Source organism: Pseudomonas sp. GWSMS-1 (genome assembly GCF_049847425.1).
GTDB lineage: Bacteria > Pseudomonadota > Gammaproteobacteria > Pseudomonadales > Pseudomonadaceae > Aquipseudomonas.
This window is the reverse complement of record NZ_JBMHHV010000005.1, coordinates 2,942,054-2,958,330: the sequence shown is the minus strand read 5'-3', so window position 1 is coordinate 2,958,330 and position 16,277 is coordinate 2,942,054. Positions and strand designations below refer to the sequence as shown.

At 59.1% G+C, this 16,277-nt stretch carries 11 protein-coding genes and 1 pseudogene; 6 read left to right on the top strand and 6 right to left on the bottom strand.

Features of this window, described 5'->3' with window-relative positions; translation table 11 throughout:
• Positions 1-86: 86 nt before the first annotated feature.
• Both ACEPAJ_RS17605 and ACEPAJ_RS17600 read left to right on the top strand, forming a co-directional pair.
• Positions 87-3,847: pseudogene (locus ACEPAJ_RS17605) on the top strand (response regulator).
• A 71-nt stretch (positions 3,848-3,918) separates the two neighbouring features.
• Positions 3,919-6,066, top strand: coding sequence for a putative bifunctional diguanylate cyclase/phosphodiesterase (locus tag ACEPAJ_RS17600; protein ID WP_425916592.1), 2,148 nt, complete (start codon positions 3,919-3,921; stop codon positions 6,064-6,066).
• Positions 6,067-6,095: 29 nt separating this feature from the next.
• Here the strand turns inward: ACEPAJ_RS17600 and ACEPAJ_RS17595 are convergent, their stop codons facing one another.
• The 5 genes from ACEPAJ_RS17595 to ACEPAJ_RS17575 form a co-directional block, all read right to left on the bottom strand.
• Positions 6,096-7,940: a hypothetical protein gene (locus ACEPAJ_RS17595; protein ID WP_223181899.1), complete on the bottom strand. Its 1,845-nt coding sequence runs from the start codon at positions 7,938-7,940 to the stop codon at positions 6,096-6,098.
• A 120-nt stretch (positions 7,941-8,060) separates the two neighbouring features.
• A complete protein-coding gene (locus ACEPAJ_RS17590) occupies positions 8,061-8,966 on the bottom strand; it encodes an acyltransferase (protein ID WP_425916590.1) in 906 nt (301 codons plus the stop codon).
• A 166-nt stretch (positions 8,967-9,132) separates the two neighbouring features.
• Entirely contained in the window at positions 9,133-11,226 is a 2,094-nt protein-coding gene (gene pta / locus ACEPAJ_RS17585) for a phosphate acetyltransferase (protein ID WP_425916588.1), read from the bottom strand.
• Positions 11,227-11,236: 10 nt separating this feature from the next.
• Complete coding sequence (locus ACEPAJ_RS17580; protein ID WP_425916586.1) at positions 11,237-12,424, bottom strand: acetate kinase; 1,188 nt, start codon at positions 12,422-12,424, stop codon at positions 11,237-11,239.
• Complete coding sequence (locus ACEPAJ_RS17575; RefSeq protein WP_425916584.1) at positions 12,425-12,796, bottom strand: DUF3565 domain-containing protein; 372 nt, start codon at positions 12,794-12,796, stop codon at positions 12,425-12,427.
• On the opposite strand from ACEPAJ_RS17575, the gene ACEPAJ_RS17570 reads away from it, so the two are divergent.
• From ACEPAJ_RS17570 to ACEPAJ_RS17555, 4 genes are all read left to right on the top strand, one after another.
• Positions 12,765-13,250, top strand: coding sequence for an FKBP-type peptidyl-prolyl cis-trans isomerase (locus ACEPAJ_RS17570; protein ID WP_425916582.1), 486 nt, complete (start codon positions 12,765-12,767; stop codon positions 13,248-13,250). The two genes, ACEPAJ_RS17575 and ACEPAJ_RS17570, sit on opposite strands and share 32 nt — an antisense overlap.
• The gene (locus ACEPAJ_RS17565; RefSeq protein WP_425918155.1) at positions 13,213-13,410 is read left to right on the top strand and encodes a hypothetical protein; all 198 of its coding nucleotides are present in this window, start codon (positions 13,213-13,215) and stop codon (positions 13,408-13,410) included. The genes ACEPAJ_RS17570 and ACEPAJ_RS17565 overlap by 38 nt, the downstream gene beginning before the upstream one ends.
• A gap of 57 nt (positions 13,411-13,467) precedes the next feature.
• Positions 13,468-13,950, top strand: coding sequence for a glutathione peroxidase (locus ACEPAJ_RS17560; protein ID WP_274089620.1), 483 nt, complete (start codon positions 13,468-13,470; stop codon positions 13,948-13,950).
• A 98-nt stretch (positions 13,951-14,048) separates the two neighbouring features.
• The gene (locus ACEPAJ_RS17555) at positions 14,049-14,786 is read left to right on the top strand and encodes a nitroreductase family protein (RefSeq protein WP_425916580.1); all 738 of its coding nucleotides are present in this window, start codon (positions 14,049-14,051) and stop codon (positions 14,784-14,786) included.
• Between the two features lie 153 nt (positions 14,787-14,939).
• On the opposite strand, the gene ACEPAJ_RS17550 is transcribed toward ACEPAJ_RS17555, so the two are convergent.
• Complete coding sequence (locus ACEPAJ_RS17550; RefSeq protein WP_425916578.1) at positions 14,940-16,271, bottom strand: DUF58 domain-containing protein; 1,332 nt, start codon at positions 16,269-16,271, stop codon at positions 14,940-14,942.
• Positions 16,272-16,277: the final 6 nt, after the last annotated feature.

Genomic DNA, 16,277 nt, shown 5'->3' with positions numbered 1-16,277 from the left:
TGACTAGACTGCTGACAGGGGTTACTTAAATCCCGCCGCCGTGGTGCAACAGTTTGCGCCTTACATGGATGAAGATTGGAGATCGCATGGACGACCGGCTTGCTGTTACCCCTCGCAAACCCTGGCTACCCATTTGGGTCACCCTGATTCTCCTGGTTGGTCTAAGCGGCCTGTCACTCTGGCAATGGCGCGCCCTCGAGCAGCGAGAGCACGAGCAGCGTCAGCTGCGCTTCGAGCTTGATGTACAGGACGTCAGTCAGCGGGTCCTCAGTCGCATGCAGTCCTATGAAATGGTGCTGCGCGGGACGTCAGGCTTGATGACTGGTAGCGAATACGTCTCCTCGGTTGAGTGGGAGCGGGCCATGGATCAGCTGCAGTTACAGGATCGCTACCCGGGTATTCAGGCGCTAGCGTGGTCGCGTTATTTGCTAGCGGATCAGCTTGAAAAGCTTGTTGCGCAAGAGCAGGGAATAGACCGTGATAGACCATTGTTCTTTCCGTCTGGGCCGCGAGAGCAGTACTTACTCATCGAGTACATCAGTCCGCTGGATTGGCGAAATCGGCGGGTGCTAGGGTTTGACATGCTCAGTGAGACAGTGCGGCAAACGGCCATTGAGCAGGCTATTGATAGTGGCGTCGCGACCCTCAGTGCACCGGTCACACTCCGCCAGGAAACCAAGGAAAATATTCAAGCGGGCGTGTTGCTGTATTTGCCGGTGTATAAGCCGGATAAACCGTTGAATACGGTGGAAGAGCGCCGTGCGGCACTATTAGGCATGGTGCATGCCGCATTTCGCAGCCAGGATTTGATGTTCGGCATCCTGGGCGCGCAGGCCAGTCGTTTTGCGATCGTCCTCACCGATAAGCAAGCGCCGGAGACGCTCCTGCTCAGAGGTGAAACCTCCAGCGCAACAGCACCCCCGGCGTTTCGCCATGTGCTGGAGCTACCACTGTACGGCCGTAACTGGGTGCTCGAAGTCAGCAGTACTGCCGTTTATGACGCCGAGCAACTCAACCAGGCCAGCAGCCTGCGTCTGTGGCTGAGCTTGGCGGCGGCCGCACTGCTGGCGCTGTTAATCGGTGGGTATCTGTATTTACGTGAACGTGAGTTAGTGGCCAATCAGCTGGCGACGGAGCAATTGCGTGAGCGCGAAGAGCGTTTTCGCCTGCTGGTTGAGCTCTTGCCGGTGGCCACCCTGTTATGCGATGCCGAGGGGCGCATCGAGATGGCGAATCGCAGCGCTGCGGAACTGCTCGATTCGACGCCGGCGAGCTTGCTCGGTGAGCGCGTAAGGCGCTTTCTACCGACAGTTGGGCAACTCAGCACGTTGGCGATTGACCATGACACGCCCGAGTCGGCTCATGAGTATCAGGTTCGTCCTGAGCGCGGGGCGAGCTGCCGGTTGCTCTGAGTGTGAGCGTGCTGGGTGATTCGACTGGGGTGAACTACCTGATCAACCTCGTCGATTTACGAGCCCGCAAAGGTGCCGAGGAGCGCTTTCGTCTCGTGGTCGAAGCCTCGCCCAACGCTATTGTGCTGGTGGACAGCCAAGGCTGTATCGCCATGGTCAACCGCCAGACCGAGCAGCTTTTTGGCTATGACCGTGAGACGTTGCTGTCACAGCCCGTTGAAATGCTCTTGCCGACTGATTTGCGCCATAGCCACGTGCCGCAGCGTAAGGCCTACCAGGACAATCCAGAGCCTCGACGCATGGGCAGTAACCGTGAATTGTTTGGCCAGCATCGCGACGGTCACCTGATCCCCCTTGAGGTGGGGCTGTCGCCCATACGCAGTGGCGAAGAGGCGTTGGTGCAAGCGGTGATCATTGACATCAGCGAACGTAAGGCCGCCGAGCAACGCCTGCGCGATCAGGCCGATCAGCTGATGCTGGCCAACCGCTACAAGTCAGAGTTTCTCGCCAATATGTCCCATGAGCTGCGCACGCCGCTCAACAGTATTCTGATACTCAGCGATCAATTACGTCTCAATAGCGCGGGCAATCTGACCGAGAAGCAGGCCAAGCATGCTGACATCGTGCACCGCGCGGGCAGTGATCTACTGCAATTGATCAACGACGTGCTCGATCTGGCCAAGGTTGAGTCCGGGCGCATGCAGCTGAAAATAGAGCCGTTGAATATGCAGGATATTCTGGTCGAGCTGGATGCCGGCCTGCGGCCCATGGCGGAGATTAAAGGCCTGCGCCTGCACACCCAGTTGGAGGCGGGCGTGCCGCGGGTGATTCACAGTGACCGCGTACGCTTGCATCAGATTCTGCGCAATTTGCTCTCCAATGCCCTGAAGTTTACCGAGCACGGTGAAGTCAGCCTGACTGTGTCTTGTGCCGCCGGTGAGCCGGAGGAGGGGTATGAACTGCTGAATTTCAGTGTGCGCGACAGCGGCATGGGTATCGCCCCTGAGCAGCATGAACAGATATTCCAAGCCTTCCAGCAGATCGACGGTTCTACCAGTCGGCGCTTTGGTGGCACCGGGCTGGGGTTGGCGATCACGCGTCAGTTGGTGCTGGCCATGGACGGTGACATCACTCTGCAAAGTGCGCTGGGCGAGGGCTCCTGCTTTACCGTGCGCCTGCCGGTAAGGGTGATGGCGCAGGAGCAGGTGCAAACCGTGGCAGACGCGCCGCTACGCACTGGCGTGGGGCCGGCTGTGCTGATTGTTGAGGACGATGTAGATTTTGCCATGGTGCTGGCAGAGGAAGCGCACGCGCATGGCTTTGCCAGTGTGCATTGCCGCTCCGGCAAGCAGGCACTTGGCCTGCTGCAAGGTGAGCGCTTCAGTGCGGTCATTCTAGATATTCTGTTACCCGATATCAGCGGCTGGCAATTGTTTCGCAATCTACGCAGCCATGCCAGTTACAGGGATACGCCGGTGCATATCATCTCTTGCGTACCGCAACCGGCGGACTGGAGCGATGACAGCACACGCTATCTGGTCAAGCCGATCCAGCTTGCAGACCTGGAGAAGGTTTTTGACGATCTGCAGGTGCTCGGCCAGCAGCCGGCGCAGCACTTGCTGCTGGTGGAGGATGTCGAGGTTGAGCGCGAGCATTACCGTGAGCACCTGCAGCATATGGGCTTTACCGTGCAGGCCTGTGCGCGGGCCGATGAGGCACAGCAGGCTTACGCCACGGGCGCGTTCAGCGCGTTGGTGATTGATCTTGATCTACCCGATCAGGATGGTTTTGAACTGTTGGAAACACTTAATCGGCAACGCCCGCTCAATGATGCGCGGGTGGTGATCAACACCGGTATTGATGTCACCCGTCAGGCCTTGCAGCGCCTGCGCCGTTACAGTGCGGTAGTGGTGCACAAGCATGGCGAGGACATGCAGGCGCTGAGTGAGGCGGTGCAGGGTTTTCTCGGCGATGTGCGTAACCCTGCGCGATTAGGTGTGTCGAGGGTTGAAAACCCGCTAGAAGGTCGGCGGATTCTTTTGGTCGATGATGATGTACGCAATGTTTATGCCCTGACGGCCTTGCTCGACGAGGTGGGGTTGATCATCAGTTCGGCTAAGGACGGCCAGGAAGCGATTGAGTGTTATGAGCGTGAACCGTTCGACTTGATCCTGATGGACATGGCCATGCCGGTCATGGACGGCTATACCGCGACTCGATTGCTGAAAACCGAGCATGCCTGCCGTATTCCAATCATTGCGTTGACGGCCCATGCCATGAAAGGCGACCGGGAGAAGTGCATCACCGCCGGTGCCGACGACTATTTAGCCAAGCCGATAAGTCGTGAGGCCTTGTTGGAATTATTGAGGCGCTGGCTGGCAGCGACCGACACGCCCGGCGGTTCATCCGCTGCAGCGGATGAACCGCCTGAGTAGTTTTTCTGCAGCCTGCTAACCTGAATTGCAACAGGAGCCGAAAGGCACTCGCCAGGGACAAGGGGAACTGTATGGCCCATGCGCAACTCAAGGTCACAGCCGCTGCACAGGTTCTGCTGGTAGTGGATGACCGCCCGGAAAATCTGGAGGCCATGCAGGCCCTGTTGGAAGATGGCGACTGGGAGTTGCGTTGCGTCGACTCAGGCGAAGCCGCTTTGCAGTGCCTGCTTGAAGAGGATGTCGGTCTGGTCCTGCTGGATGTGCAGATGCCATTTATGGATGGCTTCGAAGTCGCCCGGCTGATGCGCGGTAATCCGCGTACTCGCTACACCCCCATCATCTTCGTCTCCGCCATCGCCCAGACTCAGGATTCAGTCCTAAAGGGGTATGCCACCGGTGCGGTGGATTTCATGCTCAAGCCGTTCGACTCCAGTGTCTTGCGCCATAAAATTCACGCCCTGCTCGAACATGAACGCAACCGCAGCGAACTGCTGCAGCTAACCCAGCAGCTGGATACGGCGCGGGCCTTCAATGCCTCAGTGTTGGACAACGCTGCCGAAGGCATCATGGTGGTGCGTGAGGACGGCCGCATCAGTTTTGCCAACCCGGCCATGGCCCGCATGCTTGACGGCACGGTCAGCGATTTGGAGGGCAGTGAAATGCTCTCTTATCTGCTGGCCCCGCAGGTGACGTGCGAGTGGCGCATGTCAGAGTTTTACCGGCGCTGGCGTCGAGGCGAAGTTTATCGCCAGCATGATGCCAATCTGCGCACGCTGAGAGGCGGTGAGGTGCCGGTTGCGTTGTCCTGTTCGCCGTTGCCGCGTTTGCAGCGTGCAATGGTGATCATGGCGTTGGATATGTCGGTGGAGCGTCATTTGCACCAGCAATTGGAGTCCCAGGCGATTACCGACAGTTTGACGGGCCTACTCAACCGGCGGGGTTTCTATCAGGCGCTGGAGTCGGCGTTATCGCGTATCGAGCGGAGCGGCCAGCGTATGGCTGTGCTCTACCTCGACCTTGACGGTTTCAAACGGATCAATGACTCGCTCGGACACGATGTCGGTGACTCGTTGTTGAAGCGGGTTGGCGAGCAGCTCAAGCTAAGCTTGCGCTCCTATGACTGCCTGGCACGGATTGGCGGTGATGAGTTCACAGCCTTACTCGACAGCCTGGACCACCCGGAAGATGCTGCACGCATTGCTGAGAAACTGATTGAGCAAGTCTCGGTACGGCATACGCTTGACGGTGTTGATGTAACCCTGGGCGCGAGCGTAGGCATTGCCTGCTTCCCTGAATGTGGGCAAAGCGTTGAAACCTTGTTACGTGCAGCAGACATGGCCATGTACGAGGCCAAGCGAGCGGGGCGCCAGCAATACCGCTTCTTCTCGCCGGAGATGAATGGCCGCGCGCGCTCAAGGTTGATGCTCGAGGAAAGCTTGCGCACAGCCATCGAGAACGATGATTTCGTACTGGTTTATCAGCCGCAGATCTACCTTGAAAGTGGGCGGCTGCGTGGTTTCGAAGCCTTGCTGCGCTGGCAGCATCGCGTCGCCGGTACAGTGGCCCCTGGGGTGTTTATCCCGCTGCTGGAGGAAACACGGCTGATCAACCGCTTGGGCAGCTGGATATTTAAAGCCGGGGTCGAACAGTGCCGGCAGATGAGTCAGCGCTATGGTTCCGAACTGGTGATCAGCTTGAATGTCAGCCCGGTGCAGTTCGGTATGCCGCAGTTGGTAAATGATTTACGTCGGGTGCTGGATGAGCATCAACTGGCACCGCAGCAGTTGGAGGTGGAGGTCACCGAGAGCGCGCTGATGCAGGACCTGGATACCAGTCGTGAACAACTGCGTCAGCTGCGTCAGCTGGGGGTGAAGATCGCGATTGACGACTTCGGTACCGGCTACTCGTCGCTGGCCTATTTGCGCCATTTCGAGCTGGATACGCTGAAGATCGACCGGCTGTTTATCAGCAGCATGCTCGGCTCGCCCCGTGATGCCGCAGTGGTCAGCACCATCATCGACCTAGGGCGGCATCTTGGGCTTGAGGTAATCGCCGAAGGGGTGGAAACCATGGCTCAGCGCGATTGGCTGGCGCAACACGACTGCGCGATCATGCAGGGCTTTCTGGTTGCACCGGGGCTGAGCGTCGAGCAGGCCAATGCGTTCCCTGCGCAAGTGGATTGGCACAACCTACCGCGCAATGAAAAGCCCGCCGGGTAGGCGAGCCGTTCGCTTAATCTGTTGAAAACCTAAGGCCCGGTGAAGTACAGGATATCCTCGTATTTCACTGGGCCTTTGGCTAATCCAAGGCGCATAGCCGGTGTTTTCTTGTCCTTACCGCCCTTCAGCACGTAGTTCTGTACCACTCGCAGGATATCGAGCAGCTTTTGAACCTGATTTGGGCTGTACGGCGCGTAACCACTCCAGACCCGTCCAGTATTCGATTGGGATGAAATGCCCCGTTCCAGGAGCGACTGACGCCGCCTAACTCGGTTGAAGTACGAATCGACACCGTGCAGGCTGGCTCTGTTGTAAAGCCAAGCTGCGTGATCAGGCTCAAGGTCACCTAGGTCGGTCAGATGGCATAAGGCCTTTTCAGGCTCGTTCATCGTTGCCAGCGGGTGAAACACCCAGCGATCCTTCCATTTTCCGATGAGCTTTGCCTCCTCGATACGCTGCTTGAGCAGCATCAAGACGGCCTCTCGCTTGTTCAAGCCGAGATTCTCTTTCATCACCTTGGCGATAGCCTTATTCGACTCATTGATCAGCCTGCGCTTCTGATCCACGGTCATCATCTTGTTGATCCTCACGTAAAAGGCATCGACTCGACGGGATTTGATTCCTTCTTGGAACGCTGCCAAGCATGCCGCCCGCATCCCCGAGTCCTGGTCGAGAAAGAACCTGAGCTTTTCGACACTGGCCAGCAGGTGACGCAAATACAGGAAGTGGCCGTACAGGGTGTACTCGGAATGAGTTTGCATGCCCCGATCCGGCAGCTTTTCGTCTTTGGTAGGCTCATCCGAGATTTCGACATCCTCTCGCTTCTCAGAGCTGGAGTAGGTCGCAGCGATATCACCTTCCAGGCTGCCAGATGCCTTGGATTTCTTCGATGCAGCCATGGAAGCTAAATAGTCAGAGGCCATCCAGAGCCTTGCATACTTACGGTGAGGAGTCGGCAGGTTGATGTCGGCGATCTGCTTGGCATCCTCCTCAATGGCCTCTGGATCAAGTCGAGGGTCGAAATTGAGATGCATGGCGAAAATGTACTGACTGGTGTTATCGGCTGACGCAACAGCCGAAACCACCGTGTTACGCCGATCATCACGCCGAGACCAGTTGATCACGTAATCCTGGCGATCCACGCTGATGTACAGGCGACGAATGGGCATATCAGGAAGTTTCGACTCCCGCTCACTGGCGAAGGCCAAACACTGCCGATGGATAAAGTCGATCTTGTCGTAGACCGTTTGCAGGGCGATTTCTTCAATTTCGGCAATCCTGCGCACTGGCACCTTGTTGACGATTAGCTTGAAGATGCTCTTGTTCTTGTGAGTCAGGCGCTGGCGGCTGGTTGATTTACTGGCAACGGAAAAGGTTTTGCCGCATGGCTTGCCATCTACCGTGCCTTTGCAGAGGTAACGTTGGCTGCCCGTACTGGTCACCCCAAATGCAGAGTAGAAGGCCTTACCGCTGGAGACTGGCATTGCATGATTGGAACAACCGTCAACCGGGCAGCAAGATTGCACCGTGGCTTCAACCAAGAAAGCCAACATCCGCTCTAGCTCTTCATGGATACCTTTGTTACTTTTCAGGGGAAAGCTTTCGTTGCAGCTATAGCAATAACCAACCGGCAAGCCTTTTCCTGAGGCTGCGATTCGGTATGGATTTTGGGAACGAGAAAGCTTGTCGCCTACTGGCGAACCAAAATTCGCGCAAATTGGATTTTTGCAGAAATTGACCTGAATGCCCTGATGGGCTGCGGGTGAGCGCTGCTTGCGAGCAGCTTGTGCACCATCTGCGTCAGCGAGGGGATTTTTCGCCTTGGCCGTATCCGCTGATTCGACTGCTTGGCCTTGGGAAGATTTCTTCCCCATGGCTGTCTCCTGAAAAGATGAGGTGCATAGCCTCATACAAGACCATGCACCTCAAAATTTCAACAGATTAAGCGAACGGCTCGCCGGGTAGGCGGGCTTTCGTTAACCTTACTTCACACTTCATTTAGCAGGAAAACGCTGCTTAAGCTCATCCAGTTGCGCGTCTTTGTCCAGCCAAAGCTGATTGACCCACTGCTGAAATTGCAGGCGATAAGCGTCGTCCTGGTCGTAGTTGCCGCCAATAAACGCCTTGGGTATTTGCACCTCTTCGAAGCGCACCACCACCTGATTAATCCTTCCACACAACAGGTCCCAGAACCCCGGCGCGCCTTGCGGGTAGTGGATGGTGACGTTGACCAGGCTATGCAGTTGCTCGCCCATAGCGTCCAGGACAAAGGCAATGCCGCCGGCCTTGGGTTTGAGCAGGTGCTTAAAAGGCGATTGCTGCTGGGCGTGCTTGGTTGGCGACAGGCGCGTGCCTTCAAGGAAGTTGAACACTGACACTGGGTTGGTCTTGTAGCGCTCGCAGGCCTTTCGGGTAGTGGCCAGGTCCTGACCGCGCTTCTCCGGATGTTTGGCCAGGTATTCCTTACTAAAACGCTTCATAAAGGGGAACTCCAGCGCCCACCAGCACAGGCCGATCACCGGCACCCAGATCAGCTCCTGTTTGAGGAAGAACTTCAGGAATGGGATACGACGGTTGAGCTGGTATTGCAGCACCAGGATATCGACCCAGCTCTGGTGGTTGCTGGTCACCAGGTAGGAGTGCTGCTTGTCGAAGCCCTTGAGCCCTTCGACATTCCACTCGATATTGCCAACCAGGTGCATCCAGAACTTGTTGGTGGAGATCCAGAACTCGGCAGTTGCATGCATGGCCGCACGCAGCACGCGATGGACCTGCGCGAAGGGCAGCAGAAACTTGAGCAGGGCCCCGATAAACAGCGGCCAGCAGCAAATCAGGGTGTTCAGGGCAAGCAGTAGGCCCGCAAGCAGGCCGCGCAGTGGCGCCGGGAGAAAATGCAGCATGGGGGCCGGTGTCTCCGAAAATAGGGCGTACGCCCGTGGTGTGTAAGTCGGTGGTTTTGCACCACCGATCGTTCGGCGCACAGGTTAACGTTTGTGCACCGAACTGCAAACCATGCGAAGAGCCGTTTATCCCCGCAGTTCGTGGCTTTTCAGGCCTATTAACCGGTCAGTGCGGCAAGTTGGCGGCCTGAATCACGGTCAGGGCAATGGTGTAGACGATGTCGTCAACCAGTGCGCCGCGCGATAGGTCGTTCACCGGTTTGCGCAGGCCCTGCAGCATGGGGCCGACACTGACGCAGTCGGCGCTGCGCTGGACTGCCTTATAGGTGGTGTTGCCGGTATTCAGGTCGGGGAAGATAAATACCGTGGCGCGCCCGGCCACCGGGCTGTTGGGGGCTTTTTGTCGGCCGACACTCTCGATCGCCGCCGCGTCATATTGCAACGGGCCGTCGAGTAGCAGGTCTGGGTTGATGGCACGTGCCAGGCGTGTGGCTTGGCGAACTTTCTCGACTTCTTCGCCGCTGCCAGAGTCGCCGGTGGAGTAGCTGAGCATCGCCACGCGCGGGGTGATGCCGAACGCGCTGGCCGAGGCGGCGCTTTGCAAGGCGATTTCTGCCAGTTCAGCGGCTGTCGGGTCGGGGTTTACCGCGCAGTCGCCGTACACCAGCACTTGGTCAGGCAACAACATAAAGAATACCGACGACACCAGCTGGTAACCCGGCGCGGTCTTGATCAGCTGCAGGGCCGGGCGAATGGTGTTGGCGGTGGTGTTGATCGCGCCAGAAACTAGGCCGTCGACCTCATCCAGGGCCAGCATCATGGTGCCCAGCACCACGGTGTCTTCCAGTTGCGCGGCGGCCATCGGCGCGTTCAGCCCCTTACCCTTGCGCAGCTCGACCATGGGCTCGACATAGCTTTCACGGATCAGGTCCGGGTCGAGAATTTCCAGCCCCTCAGGCAGTGCGATGCCATGGGCGCGGGCCACTGCGTGCACGTCTTCTGGCTTGGCCAGCAGCACGCAGCGTGCGATACCGCGCGCCTGGCAAATCGCGGCGGCTTGCACGGTGCGTGGCTCGCTACCTTCCGGCAGAACAATGCGTTTGTTCGCCGCTTTGGCGCGCTGCACCAACTGATAGCGGAACGCGGGCGGCGACAGGTGCAGCTCGCGCGGTGTGCCACAGCGGGTAAATAGCCATTCGTGGTCGATGTGGCTGGCGACGAAGTCGGCGACCGTATCGGCGCGCTCTTTGTCGTCGACTGGGATTTCCTTATTCAGGCGGTTGAGGTTGGTCGCGGTGTCGTAAGAGCCAGTGCTCACCGTCATTACCGGTAAGCCGCTCTGCAATGCACCGCGGCACAGTTCCATGATGCGTGGGTCAGGGGCAAAGTCGCTGCACAGCAACAAGCCGGCCAGGGGCGTGCCGTTCATCGCCGCGAGGCTGGCGGCGAGAATGATGTCGTCGCGATCACCCGGCGTCACCACCAGCGTGCCGGGCTTGAGCAGTTGCACGGTGTTGGCCACCGCGCGGGCGCAGAGCACGATCTTGAGCATGCGCCGCTGTTCGTAATCGCCGGCATTGAGCACCCGCGCGCCGAGCAGGTCGGCGATGTCACGGGTGCGCGGGGCGTTTAGCTCGTCCTGCCAGGGAATGCAGCCGAGCAGGCGGAAGTCATCACTCTTGAACAGCGGCGAGAGTTCTTTCAGGCGGCTGGTGAACGCCTCGATGCCATCCTCGTTGCGCACCTTGTTAAGGATTACCCCGAGTACTTTGGCGTCTTTCGGTCCGCCAAACAGCTGGGCTTGGATTTCCACGCGATCAATTAATTCACTGAGGTTTTCCTGCTCCGGGGCGGAGACCAAAATCACCTCGGCATCCACGCTCTTGGCCAGGTGGAAGTTGACGCGCGCGGCATAGCTGGCCTGGCGAGTCGGCACCATGCCTTCGACGATGACGACGTCCTTACCCTCAGCCGCTTGTTGGTAGAGGCTGATGATTTCTTCCAGCAGTTCATCCAGCTGGCCATCACCGAGCATGCGTTCAACATGCGCCAGGGCCAACGGTTTGGGTGAGTGCAGGCCGTGGGTGCGGGCGATCAACTCGCTGGAGCGTTCAGGGCCCATGTCGCCCTGATGTGGCTGGGCGATGGGTTTGAAGAAACCAACCTTGAGGCCGGCGCGTTCCAGAGCGCCCACTAGGCCGAGGCTGATTGAGGTCAGGCCGACACCGAAACCGGTGGGGGCAATAAAAAAGGTGTGCATAGGGGCTCCGTTAGGCGTCGAGTAGCGCCAGTGTATCGAGGGCAATCTGTCGTTCTTCATTGGTCGGCACGACCAGCACGCGTGGGTGGCTGTGAGCCTGGATCGGGCCGGCCGCGCCGCGCACGGTGCGGGCGTTGGCCTGGTCGTCGAGGGCCAAGTTGAGCAATTTCAGGTGGGCGACGGTCTTGCTGCGAATAAGCGCCGAGTTCTCACCAATGCCGCCGGTAAAAATCAGCCCGTCGAGTTGTGGCAGGGCGCAGCTCATGGCCGCCAGGGATTTGGCCAGGCGATAGCAGAACACCTCAATGGCCAGCGTCGCGCCGGTATGGCCTTGTTCGCGGGCTTGCTCCAGGGTGCGCATGTCGTTGGACAGGCCGGACAAACCCAGTAGCCCGCTCTCTTTATTAAGCAGGGTTTCGATCTGCTCCAGGCTCCAGCCCAGCGTTCGTGCCAGATGGCTGTGCAGGTTAGGGTCGACATCGCCGCTGCGCGTGCCCATTACCACGCCTTCCAATGGCGTCAGGCCCATGCTGGTGTCGCGGCTTTGGCCGTCGACAATGGCGCAGGTTGAACAACCGTTGCCCAGGTGTGCGACCAGCCAGCTGCTGGCATGGATCGGTAGCCCACTCATCTGCGCGGCGTGTTGACTGACAAAGCGGTGGCTGGTGCCGTGAAAGCCATACCGGCGCACACCGTGCTCACGGTACAGCGGCTCCGGTAGGGCATAGCGATAGGCGTGTTCGGGCAGGGTTTGGTGGAATGCAGTATCAAACACCGCCACTTGAGGCAGGTGTGGGAACAGCTTGATGGCCGCATCGATACCGAGCAGGTTGGCCGGGTTGTGCAGCGGCGCCAAGGCGGCGGTGGCGCGGATCGCGGCGATACTTGAGTCATCCAGCTTGCTGGCGGCGGTGAAGTGCTCACCGCCATGCACCACACGATGGCCAATCCCCTGCAGCTGGGCGCCCGCGGCCGCCTGGATCAGCGGTAACACTTCGACGAGGGCTGCGCGATGGTCCGCGTGCGGCAACAGCAAGCTCTGCTTGTTGCCATCCTGTTGCCAATGCACCTGCGCATCGGCGCTGCCCAGCCGTTCGGCGATACCGCTCAGGGCGAATGGCGCGTGCTCTTCGTGGACTAAAGCGAACTTGATCGACGAACTGCCGCAGTTAATCACCAGAATGTTGCGTGCGGGCATTTACCGCTCCTTGTTTAAATCATCCTGCGAGCGTTCGGTGCTCGCCTCGTTGGCGTCATGTTCGGTCGCACACCAGCCGCAGCGAAAGGGTTTACCCCGTTGCGCGTTGCGCTGTGTGGCATCCAGCACCCAGGCACGGTTTTGCCAGGGCGGCTGATGGCGCACGTGTTGGGTATGGCCGCAGGACAATACTGCCAGCCAATCGCCGTGCTCATCCTGACGAAAATCAAGCGCGCGCACTAATGCCATGCATGGCCGTCCGTCTGTGTCCGGTTCGCTTTCAGGCGCGCCCTTCGGTAAACTCGCCCGCTCTTTATTTTCAAGCAAAAGGTCCTGCCCCATGCTGATCGCCGCCAATAAGGCCGTCTCCATCGACTATACCCTGACTAACGATGCCGGTGAGGTGATCGACAGTTCCGCAGGCGGCGCGCCGCTGGTTTATCTGCACGGTGCTGGCAACATCATCGGCGGCCTGGAAAAAGCCCTGCTGGGTAAGCAGGTTGGTGATGAGCTGGACGTTATCGTCGAGCCGCAAGACGCCTATGGCGAATACAGCGCTGAGCTGGTTGCGACCCTCAACCGTTCGATGTTCGAAGGTGTGGATGAGCTGGAAGTCGGCATGCAGTTCCACGCTTCCGGCCCGGACGGCGGCATGCAGATCGTCACTATCCGTGACCTCGACGGCGATGACGTAATCGTTGACGGCAATCACCCACTGGCCGGTCAGCGCCTGCACTTCAAGGTCAAGATTGTTGAAGTGCGTGATGCCAGCGAAGAAGAAGTTGCCCATGGCCATGTCCATGGCGAAGGTGGTCACCAGCACTAAGTTTCAGCCTTATGTCGGCGCTGTAATTCGACTTATGGTCGTATCAATTACCGGCTCGACTGCTAAGCTGAAATACAACAAAGGCACCTTTGATAGGTGCCTTTTTTATGGCCTGCCATTCATGGCCGGCACCCTGCGGGCTTTTGCTGGGCGACGTTAAGATGGCTTCAGCGCATTTCGTCTCTCGCCCTAAACCTGTGTTTTTAAGGAGTTAACCATGAGTGCCTTTCACGACCTCAACCTGCGCGCGCTAGATGGCCAAGCGTTGCCGCTGGCACCCTTCAAGGGGCAGGTAGTGTTGGTGGTCAATGTGGCCTCCAAATGCGGCCTAACACCGCAATACGCAGGGCTAGAAAAGCTTTATCAGCAGTTCAAGGAGCAAGGCTTTAGCGTGCTGGGTTTGCCGTGCAACCAGTTTGCTGAGCAGGAGCCGGATGACGAAGAGGCGATCCGTGAGTTCTGCAGTCTCAACTACGGCGTCAGCTTTCCCATGGCCAGCAAGTTGGAGGTGAACGGCGCGGATCGCCATCCGTTGTATCGCCTGTTGGCGGGCGAGGGGGCCGAGTTTCCTGGCGATATCACCTGGAACTTCGAGAAGTTTCTGGTGGGGCATGACGGCCGCGTACTGGCACGCTTCTCCCCACGCACCACGCCGGATGATCCGAGCATCATTCAGGCGATCGAAAAGGCCTTGGGCTAACAGGCCATTTGCGCCAAGGCTGCGGACTAAGCCCGCACATGGGTTGTCCGTAGCCAATCAGCACGGCTTAATTGGTTTATCTGCTAAGGATGACCACGATGAGCCTGTTCCCCGTTGACCCTGCCACTGTCCCCGCCAGCCCTGCTGCGCTGCGCGAGCTGATCGAACGTCGCCGCGCGGTGCGCCGCTTTACCGCTGAGCCTGTGCCCGATGATGTCGTGCGCGACTGCTTGGAGCTGGCGGTGCTGGCGCCCAACTCCTGCAACCTGCAGCCCTGGAGTTTTCAGGTGATTCGCGATCCGGCGCTTTTGGCTCGCCTGCACCCTGTTTGCATGAGTCAGAATGCGGCCAAGGCGCCGCTGATCATCGCCGTGCTGGCGCGTCCAGACACCTGGAAGCAGGCCTGCCAACACATCATCGACTATTGGCCTGAGCCGCAGGTGCCAGCGCGGATTCGCAGCTTCTATAACAAGACCGCGCCCTTTCAGTACAACCAAGGGCCGTTTGGGCTGCTGGGCTTTTTCAAGCGCCAGCTACTGCGTATAGCCGCTTGGCGTAAGCCACTGATGCGTGCGCCCAACAGCCGTGCGCAGATGCGTATCTGGGCCGTTAAGTCCACGGCATTGGCGGCGCAGAACCTGATGCTGGCCTTCCAGAGTCATGGCTATGCCACTTGCCCTATGGAAGGCTTTGATGAAGTGCGCCTGCGCAAAACTCTGAGCATCCCGCGTGAGGCCATGCCGATTATGCTGCTGGCAGTGGGCAAGCAGGGTGAGAAGGGTGTGTACAACCCACGTCTGCGCTTTCCGCTGGAGCAGCACGTGACGTGGCTATAGGGTTAGCGCGCGCCAAACAGTTTCGGATCTCGCGAGCTAGAGCGAGACAAGGCAGAAATGGCCGAGGGCGCGGAGTTTACTGGTTGTAAATGAGCAACCCGAGGCCATTTCTAACGCCGTATCGCCGATGCGCAGCAGATCCTGGCCGGACTCTTACAGCACGCCGGCTTTTTTCCAGGCCAGATAGCTGCTTACCAGTTGCGGCCCCAGTTCACTCGGGCGCGCATCCAGCACGGGCACCTTATTGGCCAGCAAGCGTTCGTGCAGGCCGGCGCGGGCGTTCAGGTAGTCCAGGGTGCCGCAGTAGTCCAGGGCGCTGGACAGGTCCTCTACTGGGGTGTGGCGCAAGGTATCCAGCACTTCTTCGCGCAGGCTGGCGACCAGCACACGGTGTTGGCGGCTTAGGCGCTTAACCGCGCCGAGCAGCGCCTGATCATCCTCATCGCGCAGATTGGTCACCAGTACCACCAGAGCGCGACGGCGTTGGCGGCTGAGCAGGTTTTCCACTGCGGCGTTGAAGTCTGCTGGTTGCTGGGTGCTGCGCAGGTCGTACAGGGCGTTGAGCAGCACATTTAGCTGCGCCTGGCCTTTGACCGGCGCAAGGAAGCGGTTTTGTTCGCCGGCAAAGGTCGACAGGCCCACTGCATCGCCCTGGCGCAGCGCGACATAGCTGAGCAGCAGGCAGGCGTTGAGGGCGTGATCGAAGTGCGACAGTTCGCCGTCCTGGCTGCGCATGCGCCGCCCGCAGTCGAGCAGGAAGACGATCTGCTGGTCGCGCTCATCCTGGTATTCGCGGGCAATTGGCGTGCGTTTGCGCGCGGTGGCTTTCCAGTCGATCTGCCTCAGGGTGTCACCGTCGCGAAATTCGCGCAGTTGGTGAAACTCTTGACCGAGGCCGCGGCGCTGTTGCTGGCGCACGCCAAGTTGGCTGATCCAGTCATCCACTGCCATCAATTGCGCGCCGTACAGGCGGGCGAAATCTGGGTAGACGCGGGTCTCACCGACTACTGGTAGATAACGGCGGGCGCACCACAGGCCCATGGGGCTGGGCAGGCTGATTTCGCACTGCGGAAAATGAAAATGCCCACGCAGTAGCGGACGCACGCGGTAGCTGACCTGGGTCTGTTCGCCGGGGTGCAGTTCAACTTTGAGTGGCAGGTGCTCGAAGGCCATGTCGCCGGGCAGATGATCAAATACCTCCACCTGCAGCACACGGTTATAGCTGTGGTGCAGATTTAGCCGCACGTCGCTCCAGCGCCCGAGCGGTAGATTACCGGGTAGCTGGCGCTCGATGCGCGGCGAGAGCACTTGGCGCAGCAGCAGGGCGTCGGTCAGCGTCAGGCCGAGCAGTACCAGCAGCAAGCCCCAGTAAATCGGGCTAACGCTGCGCGGCACGGCAACGCCCAGGGCGCTGCAGATACCCAGCGCAATGCCGAGGACAAACAGGCCGGCCAGCAGCGTCAGTAGCGTGCGTGAGGGTTTCATGCCGTT

Excerpts from the sequence above, each read along its gene's own strand:
- ACEPAJ_RS17600 (WP_425916592.1), top strand. The coding sequence starts at position 3,919 with ATGGCCCATGCGCAACTCAAGGTCACAGCCGCTGCACAGGTTCTGCTG.
- ACEPAJ_RS17595 (WP_223181899.1), bottom strand. The coding sequence starts at position 7,940 with ATGGGGAAGAAATCTTCCCAAGGCCAAGCAGTCGAATCAGCGGATACG.
- ACEPAJ_RS17590 (WP_425916590.1), bottom strand. The coding sequence starts at position 8,966 with ATGCTGCATTTTCTCCCGGCGCCACTGCGCGGCCTGCTTGCGGGCCTA.
- pta (WP_425916588.1), bottom strand. The coding sequence starts at position 11,226 with ATGCACACCTTTTTTATTGCCCCCACCGGTTTCGGTGTCGGCCTGACC.
- ACEPAJ_RS17580 (WP_425916586.1), bottom strand. The coding sequence starts at position 12,424 with ATGCCCGCACGCAACATTCTGGTGATTAACTGCGGCAGTTCGTCGATC.
- ACEPAJ_RS17570 (WP_425916582.1), top strand. The coding sequence starts at position 12,765 with ATGCTGATCGCCGCCAATAAGGCCGTCTCCATCGACTATACCCTGACT.
- ACEPAJ_RS17575 (WP_425916584.1), bottom strand. The coding sequence starts at position 12,796 with ATGGAGACGGCCTTATTGGCGGCGATCAGCATGGGGCAGGACCTTTTG.
- ACEPAJ_RS17565 (WP_425918155.1), top strand. The coding sequence starts at position 13,213 with ATGGCCATGTCCATGGCGAAGGTGGTCACCAGCACTAAGTTTCAGCCT.
- ACEPAJ_RS17560 (WP_274089620.1), top strand. The coding sequence starts at position 13,468 with ATGAGTGCCTTTCACGACCTCAACCTGCGCGCGCTAGATGGCCAAGCG.
- ACEPAJ_RS17555 (WP_425916580.1), top strand. The coding sequence starts at position 14,049 with ATGAGCCTGTTCCCCGTTGACCCTGCCACTGTCCCCGCCAGCCCTGCT.
- ACEPAJ_RS17550 (WP_425916578.1), bottom strand. The coding sequence starts at position 16,271 with ATGAAACCCTCACGCACGCTACTGACGCTGCTGGCCGGCCTGTTTGTC.